The organism is Bacillus sp. jun7 (assembly GCF_051034795.1).
Taxonomy (GTDB): Bacteria; Bacillota; Bacilli; order Bacillales; family Bacillaceae; genus Bacillus; species Bacillus velezensis.
Genome location: NZ_CP093219.1, coordinates 3,069,032 through 3,083,994, shown reverse-complemented (window position 1 = coordinate 3,083,994; position 14,963 = coordinate 3,069,032). Strand labels below are relative to the sequence as shown.

At 47.6% G+C, this 14,963-nt stretch carries 15 protein-coding genes and 1 pseudogene; 4 read left to right on the top strand and 12 right to left on the bottom strand.

What is annotated here, in order from left to right; all coding sequences use genetic code 11:
* Window positions 1-7: 7 nt before the first annotated feature.
* The 4 genes from MJQ52_RS15115 to MJQ52_RS15100 are packed head-to-tail and all read right to left on the bottom strand — an operon-like array spanning window position 8 to window position 3,451.
* Entirely contained in the window at window positions 8-685 is a 678-nt protein-coding gene (locus tag MJQ52_RS15115) for an ABC transporter permease (RefSeq protein WP_070082385.1), read from the bottom strand.
* Window positions 686-703: 18 nt separating this feature from the next.
* Entirely contained in the window at window positions 704-1,621 is a 918-nt protein-coding gene (locus MJQ52_RS15110; RefSeq protein ID WP_070082386.1) for an osmoprotectant ABC transporter substrate-binding protein, read from the bottom strand.
* Window positions 1,622-1,635: 14 nt separating this feature from the next.
* Complete coding sequence (locus tag MJQ52_RS15105) at window positions 1,636-2,289, bottom strand: ABC transporter permease (RefSeq protein WP_014305838.1); 654 nt, start codon at window positions 2,287-2,289, stop codon at window positions 1,636-1,638.
* Window positions 2,290-2,305: 16 nt separating this feature from the next.
* A complete protein-coding gene (locus MJQ52_RS15100; RefSeq protein ID WP_044052886.1) occupies window positions 2,306-3,451 on the bottom strand; it encodes a betaine/proline/choline family ABC transporter ATP-binding protein in 1,146 nt (381 codons plus the stop codon).
* Between the two features lie 285 nt (window positions 3,452-3,736).
* Here MJQ52_RS15100 and MJQ52_RS15095 point away from each other — a divergent pair, with 285 nt between their 5' ends.
* Window positions 3,737-4,270 (top strand): GbsR/MarR family transcriptional regulator, encoded by a 534-nt coding sequence (locus MJQ52_RS15095; RefSeq protein ID WP_003151660.1) that lies wholly within the window; start codon window positions 3,737-3,739, stop codon window positions 4,268-4,270.
* A 33-nt stretch (window positions 4,271-4,303) separates the two neighbouring features.
* Here the strand turns inward: MJQ52_RS15095 and opuCD are convergent, their stop codons facing one another.
* From opuCD to opuCA, 4 genes are read right to left on the bottom strand one after another with little or no spacing between them, the layout of a single operon-like run.
* The gene (gene opuCD, locus MJQ52_RS15090; protein ID WP_003151658.1) at window positions 4,304-4,978 is read right to left on the bottom strand and encodes a glycine betaine/carnitine/choline/choline sulfate ABC transporter permease OpuCD; all 675 of its coding nucleotides are present in this window, start codon (window positions 4,976-4,978) and stop codon (window positions 4,304-4,306) included.
* A 17-nt stretch (window positions 4,979-4,995) separates the two neighbouring features.
* Window positions 4,996-5,889, bottom strand: a complete 894-nt coding sequence (gene opuCC / locus MJQ52_RS15085) for an osmoprotectant ABC transporter substrate-binding lipoprotein OpuCC (protein WP_088412342.1) — start codon at window positions 5,887-5,889, stop codon at window positions 4,996-4,998.
* Between the two features lie 37 nt (window positions 5,890-5,926).
* Window positions 5,927-6,580, bottom strand: coding sequence for an ABC transporter permease (locus MJQ52_RS15080; protein ID WP_003151654.1), 654 nt, complete (start codon window positions 6,578-6,580; stop codon window positions 5,927-5,929).
* Window positions 6,581-6,600: 20 nt separating this feature from the next.
* On the bottom strand, window positions 6,601-7,740 hold the full coding sequence (opuCA, locus tag MJQ52_RS15075) for an osmoprotectant ABC transporter ATP-binding protein OpuCA (protein ID WP_191073220.1): 1,140 nt from the start codon (window positions 7,738-7,740) through the stop codon (window positions 6,601-6,603).
* Window positions 7,741-8,000: 260 nt separating this feature from the next.
* Between opuCA and MJQ52_RS15070 the strand changes: the two genes are divergently transcribed.
* Complete coding sequence (locus tag MJQ52_RS15070; protein ID WP_014418904.1) at window positions 8,001-8,558, top strand: GbsR/MarR family transcriptional regulator; 558 nt, start codon at window positions 8,001-8,003, stop codon at window positions 8,556-8,558.
* A gap of 20 nt (window positions 8,559-8,578) precedes the next feature.
* Here MJQ52_RS15070 and MJQ52_RS15065 read toward each other — a convergent pair whose 3' ends face one another.
* Window positions 8,579-9,211: an NAAT family transporter gene (locus MJQ52_RS15065; protein ID WP_191073221.1), complete on the bottom strand. Its 633-nt coding sequence runs from the start codon at window positions 9,209-9,211 to the stop codon at window positions 8,579-8,581.
* A gap of 439 nt (window positions 9,212-9,650) precedes the next feature.
* On the opposite strand from MJQ52_RS15065, the gene MJQ52_RS15060 reads away from it, so the two are divergent.
* On the top strand, window positions 9,651-10,361 hold the full coding sequence (locus tag MJQ52_RS15060; RefSeq protein WP_191073222.1) for a zinc ribbon domain-containing protein: 711 nt from the start codon (window positions 9,651-9,653) through the stop codon (window positions 10,359-10,361).
* A gap of 39 nt (window positions 10,362-10,400) precedes the next feature.
* Here MJQ52_RS15060 and MJQ52_RS15055 read toward each other — a convergent pair.
* Window positions 10,401-12,193, bottom strand: a pseudogene (locus tag MJQ52_RS15055) (zinc ribbon domain-containing protein).
* Window positions 12,194-12,324: 131 nt separating this feature from the next.
* Between MJQ52_RS15055 and MJQ52_RS15050 the strand changes: the two are divergent.
* Window positions 12,325-12,786, top strand: a complete 462-nt coding sequence (locus MJQ52_RS15050) for a GNAT family N-acetyltransferase (RefSeq protein ID WP_146284059.1) — start codon at window positions 12,325-12,327, stop codon at window positions 12,784-12,786.
* Window positions 12,787-12,828: 42 nt separating this feature from the next.
* Here MJQ52_RS15050 and MJQ52_RS15045 read toward each other — a convergent pair whose 3' ends face one another.
* Entirely contained in the window at window positions 12,829-14,064 is a 1,236-nt protein-coding gene (locus MJQ52_RS15045; protein ID WP_146284058.1) for an MFS transporter, read from the bottom strand.
* Window positions 14,039-14,959, bottom strand: coding sequence for a TIM barrel protein (locus MJQ52_RS15040; protein ID WP_015387694.1), 921 nt, complete (start codon window positions 14,957-14,959; stop codon window positions 14,039-14,041). Before MJQ52_RS15040 ends, MJQ52_RS15045 begins: the two co-directional genes overlap by 26 nt.
* Window positions 14,960-14,963: the final 4 nt, after the last annotated feature.

The window sequence follows — 14,963 nt, the reverse complement described above, 5'->3', positions numbered from 1 at the left end:
CTTTTTTTCATGAGGCTGAGCGTACGATCAGCTTTCTTTTTTGTTTTTTCACCGGGCTTAGGGCTCGCTCCAGCCACGCCATCAGCAGGTCTGCGGCCACCGCCATCAGCGCGGTCGGGATGGCGCCCGCCAGAATAATGGCGGTTCCGTTTGTCGCGTTCGATCCTCTGACGATCATATCGCCGAGGCCGCCCGCCCCGACGAAGGTGCCGATCGCCGTGATGCCGATGGCAATGACGAGCGCCGTTCGGAGACCCGCCATAATGACGGAAAGCGCAAGCGGCAGCTCCACCATACGAAGGATTTGGTATTTCGTCATGCCCATCGCTTTTCCCGACTCGAGATAAGCGTGCTCGATATTAATAATGCCTGTGTGCGTATTTCTGAGAATCGGCAGCAGTGAATACAAAAACAAAGCCGTGATAACCGTATTGGCGCCGAGTCCCATGACAAGCATCAGGACGGCGAGCATCGCAAGCGCCGGAACGGTTTGAATCACGTTCGCCACAGCAAACACCCAGCCGGCGAGACGCCCGTGCCTGGCTGTCACAATTCCGGCCGGAATGGCGAAAGCGGCAGCGAAAACGACGCCGTACGCCGACATGAGAAAGTGCCGCCAGCACTCATACAGAACATAGCTGCCGTTTTGAGCGTAATACGTAAACAGCTCTTTCATCGTGTCCATCCGCACATCTCCTTTCCGTTATTCAAAGTAATGATGTTTTTCTAAATATTCCTTGGCCACGACGGACGGCTCTTTTAATCGGCCGTCAACTTCGTAATTCATTTTCTGCATCATCTTCGTATCAATCGCGCCGATCATTTGATTGATCACGTCCTCCAGTTCGGGATGCTCTTTTAATACATGATCCGGAACGACGGGTGAACAGTCATACGGAGGAAAGAACCGCTTATCATCCTTCAGCGTTTTCAGTCCGTAAGCGATGATTCTTCCGTCGGTGGAATAAGCGAGCGCGATATCCATCTTTCTGCTTTTCAGCGCGTCGTATACGAGGCCGATCTGCATTGGATACGTGCCTTCAAATGACATTCCGTATGTTTTCATAAAATCCTGATATCCGTTGCCTCTCAGCTTCATCCAATAGTTATCTACGCCGAATTTCAGATGAGACGCTTCTTTTTTGACATCGGATACCGTTTCTAAATGATACTTTCGGGCAAGCTGTCCGGAAACGGTAAAGACGTATGTATTATCAAAACCGTAAGAATCAAACCATTTCATGTCATATCTGTTTTGAAATTCACGCTGAACGAGCCGCAGCGCTTTGTCCGGGTCTTTTTCCGGCTCCATGCGAAGCGTCCCGGTCAGCGCGTCTCCTGTATAGCGCGTCGCGGCGATATCAATATCACCGTTGATCAAGGATTGCTGCTGTACGGCGTTGGAGCCGAGATTTTTAATAACGGATGTTTTCAACCCGCTGTGATGTTCGATCATCTGTCCGAGCATGCTTGCGATGATTTCCGATTCGGTCATGCTTTGCGCGCCGATTTTAATGGTGTCCTCCGATGCGGCGCTCAATCCCGGGAGCGAGCATCCGCCAAGGAGCAGCATGCCGAGACAGGTGATTGCGAGCAGCCGTTTTTTGCATCTATTCCCCATGTGAGACCTCCTCCTTATGAAGCGTCCTTTATGCTTTTCAGCCCGTCAGGCGTGACTTTCCGTTCTGTCATCCCCAGCATGTAATCGACGGCGGCCGCCAGCATCGTGACCGGAACGGCGCCTGCGATAATATACTCCGGCTGATAAAGGTTCAAGCCGATAAAAATGTAATCTCCCAGCCCGCCTCCGCCGATAAAGGAGGCGAGCGTCGCCCAGCCGATTAAATAAATCGAAGACGTTCTGATGCCCGCCATGATGACCGGAGCGGCAAGCGGGAGCTCTACAAGCCTGATCTGCTCCCATGCCGTCATGCCGATTCCTTTTCCCGATTCCAGAAGATGCCGATTGACGCCGAGAATCCCCGTATACGTGTTTCTGAGAATCGGCAGCATGGAATAGAAAAACAGCGCCGCAACGGCCGGGACCTTTCCTACGCCTAAAAGCGGAATAAAAAACGCAAGAATGGCAAGGCTCGGCAAGGTTTGAATGATGTTGACGATGCCGATAACGGCGCCGGCTCCTCTTTTCATCCTCGTCAGCAGGACGCCGAGCGGAACGGCGGCGAGAATGCCCGCCATGACGGCGATTAATGAGATGTACAGATGCTCCCATGTTTTATAAAGCATTTCTCCGCCATTTGCCTGTAAAAATTGCACGGTCTGATTCATATCAATTGAAGCCTCCTCATGACATCACCGCGAGCTGATTCTCTTCTCCCCAGATGGAGTCATAGACGATGTCAACGAGGCTTGCCCTTGTCACGATTCCCGTTAGCCGGCCGTCCTCATCAAGGACCGGCACAAATTTCACGCCTCTTTTTAAAATTTTATGGACGGCGTCGCGAAGCAGAGTGCCGCTTCTGACCGTGTACAGATCCCGTTCAAGCACTTCCGCGACGGTTACCGCTTGTCTTCGTTTGCGGTCAATCATCTCCACATCGACATAACCTTGGAGAACGTTCTTTTCATCAATGACGAGCAGCGAATCCACCCGCTCGGCACGCATCAGCTGAATGGCGGCTGACAGTGTTTTCTCAGGTGTTACCGTCACGGGATCGGGATTCATGATCTGCTCCACCCGTTCAATATCAGGGCTGGATGATTGAATCAGCCGTTCCTTGCCGATAAACTCCTCAACAAATTCATTCGCCGGAAATCTGAGAATCTCATCAGGCGTTCCGGCCTGGACGATTTCTCCCGCTTTCAGAATGACGATTCTGTCCGCAAGCTTGATGGCTTCGTCCATATCATGGGTAACAAATACGATGGTTTTATGTAAGGTTTTTTGCAGTTTTTTAAATTCTTCCTGAAGGGAATCTCTCGTAATCGGGTCAAGCGCCCCGAACGGTTCATCCATTAAGATAAGCGGCGGCTCTGCGGCAAGTGCCCGTAATACACCTATTCGCTGCTGCTGTCCTCCGCTCAGTTCATGAGGGTAACGGTCTAAATATTCAGGCCCCATATCAACGAGCTTTAAAAGCTCGCGCGCCCGTTCCTTCCGTTTTTCGGCAGAATGCTTTAAAAGCTTCGGAACGAGCGTAATGTTCTGCTGAATGGTCATATGCGGAAACAGCCCGATCTGCTGGATGACATAGCCGATGCTTCTTCTGAGTTCCACCGGGTCTTGTTCCATAATGTTTCGGCCCTCTATCAGGATTCTGCCTTCTGTCGGTTCAATTAAGCGGTTGATCATTTTCATCGTCGTCGTTTTGCCGCAGCCGCTCGGTCCGATAAAACAAATAAATTCGCCTTTGTCGATATTCAGGTTGATGCTATTGACGGCTTTTTTCCCGCCTTTATACGTTTTCGAGACATTTTCTAATGTCAGCAAACACTCACACCTCCGATATTAAATTTGTTCAAATCGTTAAATTCAAATTTAACTTTTCAGACAATTGAACGTTTCCCATTATAAATTAAACTTTGTAAATTAAAAAGTTTACAATTTGTCCATATTATATATAAAGGTTGTGTAAGCACTGATTTACCCATATTGACCGGCAAAGTTCTTCTTATTGCTCCGAATTACTGCCAAATTCTCTCGGAAGAGCATTTCCGCCGGTTTAAAAATGTGGTATATTGACATCGGAATTGCTGACTGAAAGGATTGAAACTGTTGGAGAAAGATCCGTTACACGTAATCGAACAAGCTGAAGATCATTTGATAGAACGAATCGCTGAAAATATGCATACATTCGGAATGCCCGCGACGGTGGGGCGCATTTTAGGCATTATTTATATGAACCGCAAGCCGATGACCTTAACTGAATTATCAGAAGCGACCGGCATGAGCAAAACGAGAATGAGCCAGGCGGTCCGTGAAATGCTTGACGTCAATCTGGCGGAAAAAGTGTTTGAAAAAGGCGTCCGCAAAGATTTATACGACGTCGAGCAGGATTATTATCAAACCTTTATTACGCTGTTTACGGCCACATGGAGCAAGGTCGTCAGCAAAAATAAAATGATGCATAAAAAGCTGAACCGCGAACTGACGGCCGTCCTTGAAAACGGCGTGCCGGAAGAAGCTGAGGAAAAAATCAACGAACTGCTGAAAGAATTAAAGGATTGGCTTGATTACTACAACTGGATCAGCCGTCTGATCGAGTTTTTTGAAAGCGAAGAAATATTCAAGCATGTTCCGAAGCCATAAGAAAAAAACGCCCTGACCCGCAAGGCGTTTTTTTCATGCCGCATTCGGCGCTTTGGTTCGTTTTTTCTTTCTCACCGGACTCAGCGCCCGCTCCAGCCATGCCATCACAAGATCTGCAATAACGGCCATCAGCGCTGTCGGGATGGCGCCGGCTAAAATAATCGCTGTTCCGTTCGTGGCGTTTGAGCCCCTGACAATGATGTCACCGAGTCCGCCCGCGCCGACAAACGTTCCGATTGCCGTAATGCCGATCGCGATGACAAGGGCCGTCCGCAGCCCCGCCATGATGACGGAAAGCGCAAGCGGCAGTTCCACCATGCGGAGCACCTGAAATTTGGTCATGCCCATCGCTTTTCCCGATTCAAGATAAGCGTGTTCAATGCTGGCGATTCCTGTGTACGTATTCCGGATGATCGGAAGAAGCGAATATAAAAACAGCGACAAAATCACCGTATTGGCGCCGAGCCCCATGACGAGCATCAGCACCGCAAGCATCGCAAGCGCCGGCACGGTCTGAATCACGTTTGTCACCGCGAATACCCAGCCGCTTAATGTTCTGTACCTGGCAATGAAGATGCCGAGCGGGACACCTACGATCGCCGCAAATAAAACGCCGTATACCGACATGAGAAAATGGCGGTAAAACTCCTGAAGCACATAGGCGCCGTTTTGAGAATAATAAGTGCCGAGCTGCTGCAGCACTTCCATTTGCCCCACCTCATTTCTTATTCAAAATAATGATGTTTCTCCAAAAATTCTTTAGCGACGACGGACGGTTCTTTCAGCTTGCCGTCCACCTCGTAATTCAATTCCTGCATCGTTTCCGTATCGATTTTGCCGATCAGTTTATTCACAATGCCCTTCAGTTCAGGATGCTGCTTCAGCACGCTGTCGGGAATGACCGGCGAACAGTCATACGGCGGGAAAAACTGCTTGTCGTCTTTTAAAATTTTCAGATCGTACGCTTTAATCCTTCCGTCCGTTGAATAAGCGAGGACGGCGTCCATTTTCCCGTTTTTCACGGCATCGTATACAAGTCCGATCTGCATCGGATAGGTTGTGCCGAATTCAAAACCGTACGTGTCGGTGAAGCCCTTATAGCCGTCGCCTTTTCTTTTCAGCCACGCATTGTCTACACCTAGCTTAAATTGATCCGCATGCTTCTTAATATCGGACACTTTGTCTAAATGATCTTTTTCCGCAAGCTCTTTCGTGACGGTAAAAGCGTATGTGTTCTCAAATCCGTAAGAATCAAACCATTTGTAATGGAAGCGTTTCTCAAATTCCTTCTGGACGATAGATAATGCTTTTTTCGGGTCTTTTTCCGCTTCCATGCCGAGGGTGCTCGTTAAATCCGTTCCCGAGTAGCGCGTCGCGGCGATATCGATTTCACCGCCGAGCATCGCCTGCTGCTGGACATAGTTCGATCCGAGGTTTTTAATTAATGCCGTATTCAAGTCTGTATTATGCTCAATCATCTGTGCGAGCATATTGGCGAGAATTTCTGATTCCGTCATGCTTTGCGCCCCGATTTTAATCGTATCATCGGAAGCCCCGCTCAGGCCGGGAAGGGAACAGCCGCCCAGAAGCAGAGCAGCCGACAGCGCCAGTGCGCACATCCATCTCTTTTGGTTTCTTTTCAAAACAGCCAACTCCTTATGATACTTCCTTCAGTCCTTTCAGCCCTTTCGGCGTCACCTTCCGTTCCGTCGCCGCCAGCAGATAATCAATGATAATGGCTAAAATGGTGACGGGCACGGCGCCGCCGATAATATATTCAGGCTGATAGAGATTCAGGCCGATAAAAATATAGTCTCCGAGCCCGCCGCCCCCGATAAAGGAAGCAAGCGTCGCCCAGCCGATCAGATAAATGGTGGATGTGCGGATGCCCGCCATGATCACCGGAACCGCAAGCGGCAGTTCCACAAGCCTGATCTGCTCCCAGACCGTCATCCCGATGCCTTTTCCCGATTCCAGCAGATTTTTGTTTACGCCTTGAATGCCGGTATACGTGTTTCGGAGAATCGGCAGCACCGAATAGAAAAACAGCGCGACGATCGCGGGCACCTTTCCCACGCCTAACAGCGGGATAAAAAACGCCAGTATCGCGAGACTCGGCAAGGTCTGCACAATGTTGACGGCGCCGATGACGGCGCCTGCGCCCTTTTTCATTCTCGTCAGCGCCACTCCGAGCGGAACGGCGACGACAATGCCTAATATGACGGCGATGATCGAAATGTATAAATGCTCCCACGTTTTATATAACAGTTCTCCGCCGTTCGTCTGCAAAAACTTGATCATTTCATTCATTGTAAGCGTTCCTCCCCTTGTCAGCCTGTCACCAGCTGGTCTTCCTCGCCCCAGATTGAATCGTAAACGATGTCGACAAGGCTCGCTCGCGTGACAATTCCGACTAAATGCCTTTGTTCATCAACGACGGGTACATATTTCATTCCGCGCTTTAAAATTTTGCGTACGGTATCACGCAGCAGTGTACCCTGCTCGACCGTATACAGATCAGAGCGGAGCACGTCGCCGACGAGGCTCGCTTTTTTCCGGTTCTGATCAATGATCTCGACATCGACATACCCTTGCAGCACATTCAGGTCATCAACGACAAGCAGGGAATCGACACGGTGCTCCCGCATCACTTGGATCGCCTGCGAAAGTGTTTTGTCCGCCGTAACGGTGACAGGCTTTTTGTTCATCATCTGCTCGACGCGCTCAATGTCCGGTCTTGATTGCAATAAGCGTTCTTTGCCGATAAATTCTTCGACAAACTCATTAGCCGGATTCCGGAGAATGTCATCAGGAGTGCCGGCCTGAACGATCTCTCCCGCTTTTAAAATGACGATCCGGTCAGCCAGCTTAATGGCTTCATCCATATCGTGGGTTACAAACACAATCGTTTTATTCAATGTTCTTTGCAGTTTTTTGAATTCTTCCTGAAGGGAATCCCGTGTAATCGGGTCAAGCGCGCCGAACGGTTCATCCATAAGAATAAGAGGCGGTTCCGCTGAAAGGGCGCGCAGCACGCCGATTCTCTGTTGCTGTCCCCCGCTCAGCTCGTGAGGATAGCGGTCTAAATATTCCGGGCCCATATCGACGAGCTTCAAAAGCTCCCGCGCCCGTTCCTTCCGCTTTTGTTCCGGCCATTTCAGCAGTTTCGGCACGAGGGAAATGTTCTGCTGAATGGTCATATGAGGGAAAAGTCCGATCTGCTGAATGACGTAGCCGATTTTCCGTCTCAGCTCCACCGGGTCCTGCTCCATAATGTTTTCGCCATCGATAAAAATCTTTCCGGATGACGGCTCAATCAGTCTGTTAATCATTTTCATCGTCGTCGTTTTTCCGCAGCCGCTCGGCCCGATAAAACAAATAAACTCGCCTTTTTCGATATTTAAATCAATGCTGCTGACAGCTTTTTTTCCGCCTTTATAGACTTTCGATACATTTTCTAATCTCAGCAATCCGTGCACCTCCGAAGGGTTCCGTTATTTTTCTGAAAAGTATAATCTTTATTATAAGATGAAATTTGTAAAATAAAAAGTTTACAATGTGTTGAAATTATATACAATATACGTATTTTTTCATGTTATCCCGCTGACAATGCGGATGTTCTTACAATCGCTCCCGATAGCTCGCATATCCTGCCGCATCATCTTTTTCATCAACTGTAAAAAATATGATATATTGTCAGCATGAAAAGCCAGTGAAGGGATGATCAGCCGTGGAAAAAAACGCTCTTGATATCATCGGGCATGCTGAAGAGCATCTCATTGAGAGAATCGCCGAGAATATGCATACATTCGGAATGCCGGCCACACTTGGTCGTGTGCTCGGTATTATTTATATGAACCGCAAGCCGATGACGTTAAATGAGCTGTCAGAGGCGACCGGGATGAGCAAAACGAGGATGAGCCAGGTGGTCCGTGAAATGACTGATGCCAATCTGGCGGAAAAAGTGTTTGAAAAAGGCGTTCGCAAAGACCTTTACGACGTGGAGCGTGATTATTACCAAACGTTTATCTCCCTGTTTACGGCAAATTGGACAAAGGCGGTCAGCAAAAACAAAATGCTCTATAAAAAGCTGAACCGCGAGCTGACTGAGCTTCTGGAATCGGAAAATCTCAGTCCCGATATTGAAGAAAAAGCCCGTCAGCTTTTGGATGAACTGACGGATTGGCTCCATTATTATGACTGGCTGAGCCGTTTGATAGAATTTTTTGAGAGTGAAGAAGTGTTTCAGCATGTGCCGAAAATAGAAAAAAGCAGCACCCGAAGATAACCGGGCGCTGCTTTTTTAAGTCAGGAAACCAATATCGGGAACATGCCTTTCAGACCGGCGCCGATCATGCCGATCGCCACCACCGCCAAGATCAGCCCCATCAGTCGGGTAATGACGTTCATTTCGGTTTTCCCGAGCTTATTGCTGATGAAAGATGAATAGTGAAAGAAGATGAACGTCATCGCGATGACGGCCGCAATGCCGATAAGCACGCTGATGTAATGGATGATGCCGCCATGGCCGGCCGACAGACTCATCACCGTCGCAATCGTACCGGGACCGGCAATAATCGGAATCGACAAAGGCGTCACGGATATATCGGCTTTCTCCTTGCTCTCCCCTTTCTCTTCATGATGGAGAGACTGTACATGAGATTTCTTCGCGTTCAGAAGATTATAAGCGATGCCGAAAATAAAAATGCCGCCCGCGATACGCAAGGCATGAATGTTAATGCCGAACAGTTTAAAGATCAGATGGCCTAAGATTAAAAAAGCCGCCAAGATGATAAACGACAGCACGGAAGCCTTGCGTGCGATCGCTGTCCGTTCTTTCTCCGGGTATCCTTCCGTCAGTGAAAGAAAAATCGGCACGTTTCCGATGGGATTGGAGACTGCAAACAGTGAAATGAAGACATGAATGATGAATGAAAACATGCGTACCTCCTTATGACTTGCCATTATTGAGTTATGTTTTGTTCTCCGCTGTTTCTTATGCATGATTTTTACCCCGGGGTCTGCTTTTTATAACCTCAGCCGGACGATCCGGAAAACAGAAAAAACCGTCCTTGTAAGGACGGTTTTTTTCTGTTTGCTATCTCCATAAGCCTTTTCCGAATTTCAACAGCCGATAAAGCATTTTCAATTTTTTTAGCATGCGTTAATTTCCTTTTTCACTCTGAATCAATGCGCCGAGAGACATGATATCTGTCAGCTCCAATAAAATTCTACCATATTGGGTACTTTTTCTCTATTATCATTTCATAGAGAAGGTGATTTATATATCTTTAGAAAACTCCGTTACATCCGTCCTATTTTCTTTTATAATGTAAATATTGAACAAAATCCCTATATTACTTGTAAAAGGAGTTTTAGAATGTATTGTTCCCAATGCGGCCATCATACTGATGGCGGAAAATTTTGTGAAAAGTGCGGTGCGCTCCAGCACGGGCAGGGAGGCGCAGGCCAAACACAGGGTCAGGCCGCTCAGGCCGGCGCCGCGGCTAAACAGGCTTCAAAGCAATTTGCCTTATTCGTGCTTGATGTGTTAAAGAGACCGTATCAAACATGTAAAACGACAGGCGGCGAACAGCTTGTCAGCAGCATCATCAACATGGTGCTTTTCTGCCTGCTGACGCCGATTATGTTTTATATTCTCTTATCAGACGGCTTTCGTGATGTCAGTTTTACCGCGGTTGTGATCAAACCGGCGCTTACCTTTGCATTATGCGTATTCTGCCTGTATCTCTTGATTTTTATCGCTTTGAAGGCCGGCGGCGCGCAGGTGTCATTTAAAGATTCGCTGTCCAGATTCGGAGCATTTTTGATTCCGTTTACAGCTATTTTGCTTCTTGCCCTCATTTTTATGCTGCTTCATACAACCGTTTGCTTTACCATTCTGGCTGTCGGTCTTTTAGGAGCGGCGTTTGCCGTGCCTCCGCTCATGCTGGCGAGCTATCAGCATCAGCTCACGGCTAAAGCGGATATCATTTATTCTGTTATCGTCATCTATTTGATCATTTGCGTAACGTTTCAATTCACGATCAAGCATTATATGAAAGAACTCATGAATTATTTCTTCTTTTAAAAACGGAAACCCCGCCGCCTGATTGGCGCGGGGTTTTTTTTATTGAATGGATGTTAAATAAATTCTTCCGTCTTTGACAACGCCGCCATACGTCCAATTGTATGTTCTGAGCTTCGGACTGCCGCCGGCTTTCGTAATATAAAACTCCTCGTACGTATGAATCGTCAGATGAGAGCCTTTCTGTGAAAAGCTTTTGACATTCACTTTATTAAATACTTCAGTCGTCCCCTCGCTGTACAGTTTTTTGACCAGTTTCTGCTGATCAGCATACAAAGGGCTTCCCCTCTTCTAAATTGCCCGCCATGATGGCAAAATTGTTAAGGCTGACGGCGCTTGATTGATTTGTCAGGTAATCAGTCATAAACGATGTGACTTGCTCGTTTGTCACGCTGCCTGAAGCTGTATTTCCTTTGGAAGATGCCCATGCGGATGTATAGGTTTTCGGCTGGTCGTTTTTTATTTTTTTTTACATTGGTCCCAGAAGAATCTGAGGCAGGGTCAGCTTTTTCGAAAACCCATTTTTTATGTTTTGTATCATATGAGAGTACATAATGAAAGCTCGGCTCAGCCTCTTCCATATCAGGCTTCGTATTCCCGTCGAAATAAGCAGACTCATGAAGCTCTTTACCCGTAACAGTTGCTTGCCAGCGGCCGTTCTCTTGAGAAATCGCAAATGAATCCAGATCAAAGCTTGTCTCTTTATACTGATCTTTCAAAAAGGTGCCGGAACTCTTCATGCCGGATACCACTTCTTTCGTCTGCTCTTTCCAGGCGGAACCAGCCTCGGTCATCTGATCGGTATTTCCGTCTGCCATCGCTTTTGTATACTGCTTCGTTGTTTTGACAATCGTGTCCATGATTGTTTGTTGTGTATCTTGATCCGGGATAAGCGTTAAGTCCACATCAGTACTGTTGATCGGAACATCGGCAGTTTTCATTTTTCCCCAAGGAAAATCAGCCTCCACGGCGGCTGTCATGGAACCGTCAGTTAAGAGCGGACCGTATGTAACGGATTTAAACGGATCTTTATGGACGGACTTGCCGTTTATCAGCAGATCGCCTTTCGCGTTTTTGAAGCTGTCTGCCGGAGTGAACGTCACATCCTCGGCGTCTAACGGCAGGTCAAAATCAACATTCCGGCTGCCGGCCGCCTCTGCCTCTTGCTTTTTGACAACGTCAACCGTGTCATTTTTAAGCTTGGCTTCCGCCGTGTAGACACCGGGTGCATACGGGCCGAAGATTTGGGTTTCATCGGCTTTTTTGACCGTCCCTGTTTTCTCGCTGTTGATATAAAGATCGGCACCTTTATAATTGCTGGTGACGCGGAAATAAACCGGATCGACTTTCAGTTCGTAATGGTCAAACAATAGAAGGGTTTTACCCTCTTTTTTGACGTATACCGCATCTTTTTCTGATGAATTGCCGCGAAGCGTTGCCAGCAGTTCATCGTGTTTCTTTGCGTATGCAAGGAGCGGTTTGACATTGGTCTCATTCAGCTTCAGTTTTTTGTCTGAAGGAGTGAGCAGGGCTGCGAGCTTTTTCGTGTCCCCGTCATGAACCGCCTGTTCGAATTGATCCGTGAGCCTTTTTTCAGATGTCAGCCAGGCTCCGGTTTTATATGCGGCAATCAATAAGATCAGCGCTGCGGCTATGCCGCCCCATATGAAGAGCGTTTTTTTAGGGATCGGCTTTCTCATTTGTGAAGCAGGTTCAGCCGCTCTTACAGCCGCCTGCCGTTCAAGCCGGCTTCCTTTCCCGATCGGTTTTCCGCATTCTTTACAGAAATGCGCCTCTTCGTTGTTCTGTCGGCCGCAATACTTACAAAAAAACATGACTTTCCTCCTATTCAATCTGCAAAACTTGTATAACTTTTCCTATGTTTCATATTTTATAATAAAGTAGAATGATTTTGGAGTTATTTTGAAAAATAGCTGTCGATCATAATGGAGGAGGAGAAACAGACATGCAAAAACTGAGCATCCGAAAAGCCGCGGAGCCGGATGAAGCGCTGTATGAACTATTGCTGCTGGCCGATCCGTCGAAAGAGATTGTCGATGATTATCTTGTAAGAGGAGAATGCTATACGGCTTGGACGTCAGACGAGCTTGCAGGGGTTTACGTCTTATTGCAAACAAGGCCGAAAACGATAGAAATCGTAAACATCGCGGTAAAAGAATCGCTGCAGAACAGAGGATTCGGAAAACAGCTGGTGCGGGATGCCATTGAAAAAGCGAGAGAATCGGGAGCTGACACGATTGAAATCGGCACCGGAAATTCCAGTATTCATCAGCTGTCACTCTATCAAAAATGCGGATTCCGCATTCAGGCTGTCGACCATGATTTTTTTATCAGACATTATGATGAAGACATTTTTGAAAACGGCATTCAATGCCGGGATATGATACGGCTTTATTTGGATTTATGATAAAAGGGCGCCGGCTGACATCGGCGCCCCTTCGTTTAACATTCAGACGGATTGATCCGCTTGTTTCTCTGTATTTCTTTGACTCCCTTGTCTGACTGAAAAAACAGCAAAAACGATCGTAAGGGTCAGTCCGACCGCCGCAAAAATATAATCCGCATTCATCAACAGCAGAAGCCCTGTGTAGACAGCGGCCGACAGCGGTTCACCCATTTTGACAATGGAAAAAATCAGTGCAAAGACCCTTCCGAAATATGCGGCCGGAACCGTCTTTTGGAAATACAGCACCGTTTGCACATCAATATACGAAATGATGATGCCGAGCACCAGGAAGATGATGCACTCAAACCCGTGAAGCGGAAAAAACAGCACCAAAATGAGCAGTCCCGCTGCCGTTAACGTCCGCGGATACAGCCGGTTCAAGCGTTTTGTATTCCATTTGAAAAATACGGCCAGATTGCCCAAAAGCATCCCCGCCTGAAACATTGAATACATGACGGCAAACCATACAGAATAGTTCTGCTGAAAACGCTCCACAGCAAGAATCGGCCCCATTACTGAAATAAGACCGGCAATGACGAGATTTACGACGAAAAAGTATCCGACCGAAGTCAGCCATGCCGCATTTCCTTTCAGCATTCTGTAACCGGCTTTTACATCTTCAGCCCCGTTGCTTTTTTCATTGGGCTGTTCTGCAATACGGATGAACGCGATAAATGCCGCGGAGATAAAAAAAGCAGTTCCGTTTATGGCAAACAGCAGCCCGAACGGAATAGCCGCAATCATGATCCCGCTGATCAATTTTCCGACGATGAGTCCGATCAAGTCACTCGTATTGATCAAAGATGTCGCCTGATCAAGATGCTGTTTGCGGACGAGCAGCGGAATGATCGCAACTTTCGCCGGCGCAAACAGCATCGATTGCAGAGATAGACAAAAAGCGCACACCCCGGCTATCCACACGGTTAATAAATCGTTCGCGCTGAGCACCGCCAAGAGGATCATGATGACGGCCCGGCCCGTATTGCACAAATACAAGATCGACTTTTTTCGGAATAAATCAATCAGCGGTCCCGCCAGCACGCCAAATGTCAACGGCACGAGTTCGATAAAAGAAATAACGCCGACAAGAATTTTGCTGCCGGTCAATTCCAGCACTAACAGCGGCAGTGCAATAAGCCAGATCCCGTCCGCCGCTGAAGAAAACACCTGCGCACACCAAAGCTTTGCATAGTTCGGTGTTCGATATGTCATATCAGGCCCTTTTTTGATCCTCGGCATCAGAAACACCGCCGAACCATTCCAGCGTTCTCCATGATTCCCGTCTTTCCGTATAATCCTCTTCCATCACCTCAAATACAATGCCGGTATCTTGATTCCGATAAAGCTCCTGCAAAGTATCTGCAGCCCGTCTCAGCAGCTCCTCAGCGATCGTCCCTTCACTCGGATGGCGGCCCTCAAAACAGCGGACGCCGCCATGCGGGAACGCAAGCTGGCGAAATGAGCTGAAGTGATAATGTTTAATGCTCTCTTTTATCGAGAGAAACTGAAAGAAATCCGGGTATCTCAGCTGGTCATTTCTGAACATAAGCGCGGAAGACAAGTGAGTCTGATAGGTAATCGCCCAATGGCACAGATCCCACGTAATACCGACATGTTTCAGATCCAGCTGAACCAGCTCTGTAAAATCCTCAGGATAAATGAAAATCGGATCAAAATCCTCTCCCAGATTCCCGATGATCGGAAGGTTTTCCACACCGATCCAAATGTCCGTCCCTTTCAGCTGCTCATCAAACTCTGCGAAAAACTCAATGATTTTTTTACGGTTTCCTTCCAGGTCATAGACTTGAAATTCCTCAACCGTCATAAATTGATTCGCATGAACGGTTATGCCTTTGGCGCCGTATTTCACAGCGAGCTCCGCAAAGTGATAAAGCTGTTTTTTGATGTGATCTTCATGCACATAATCGGCATGATCTGTCGGGAAATGCAGCGTCAATAATGAAGGATCAAGCTGTTTTGCATATTCCAGCGTCTGATTGAATGTTTTGAGATAATCCGCTTCACTAAAGGAGCGGCCGTCAAAAATATTGGCTTCCAGACCGTATCCCGCTTCCACCCATTTCTCATCGATTTGCTTCGGATCAAGTCCGAAAAACGGAATTTGAGCAATCATAGGA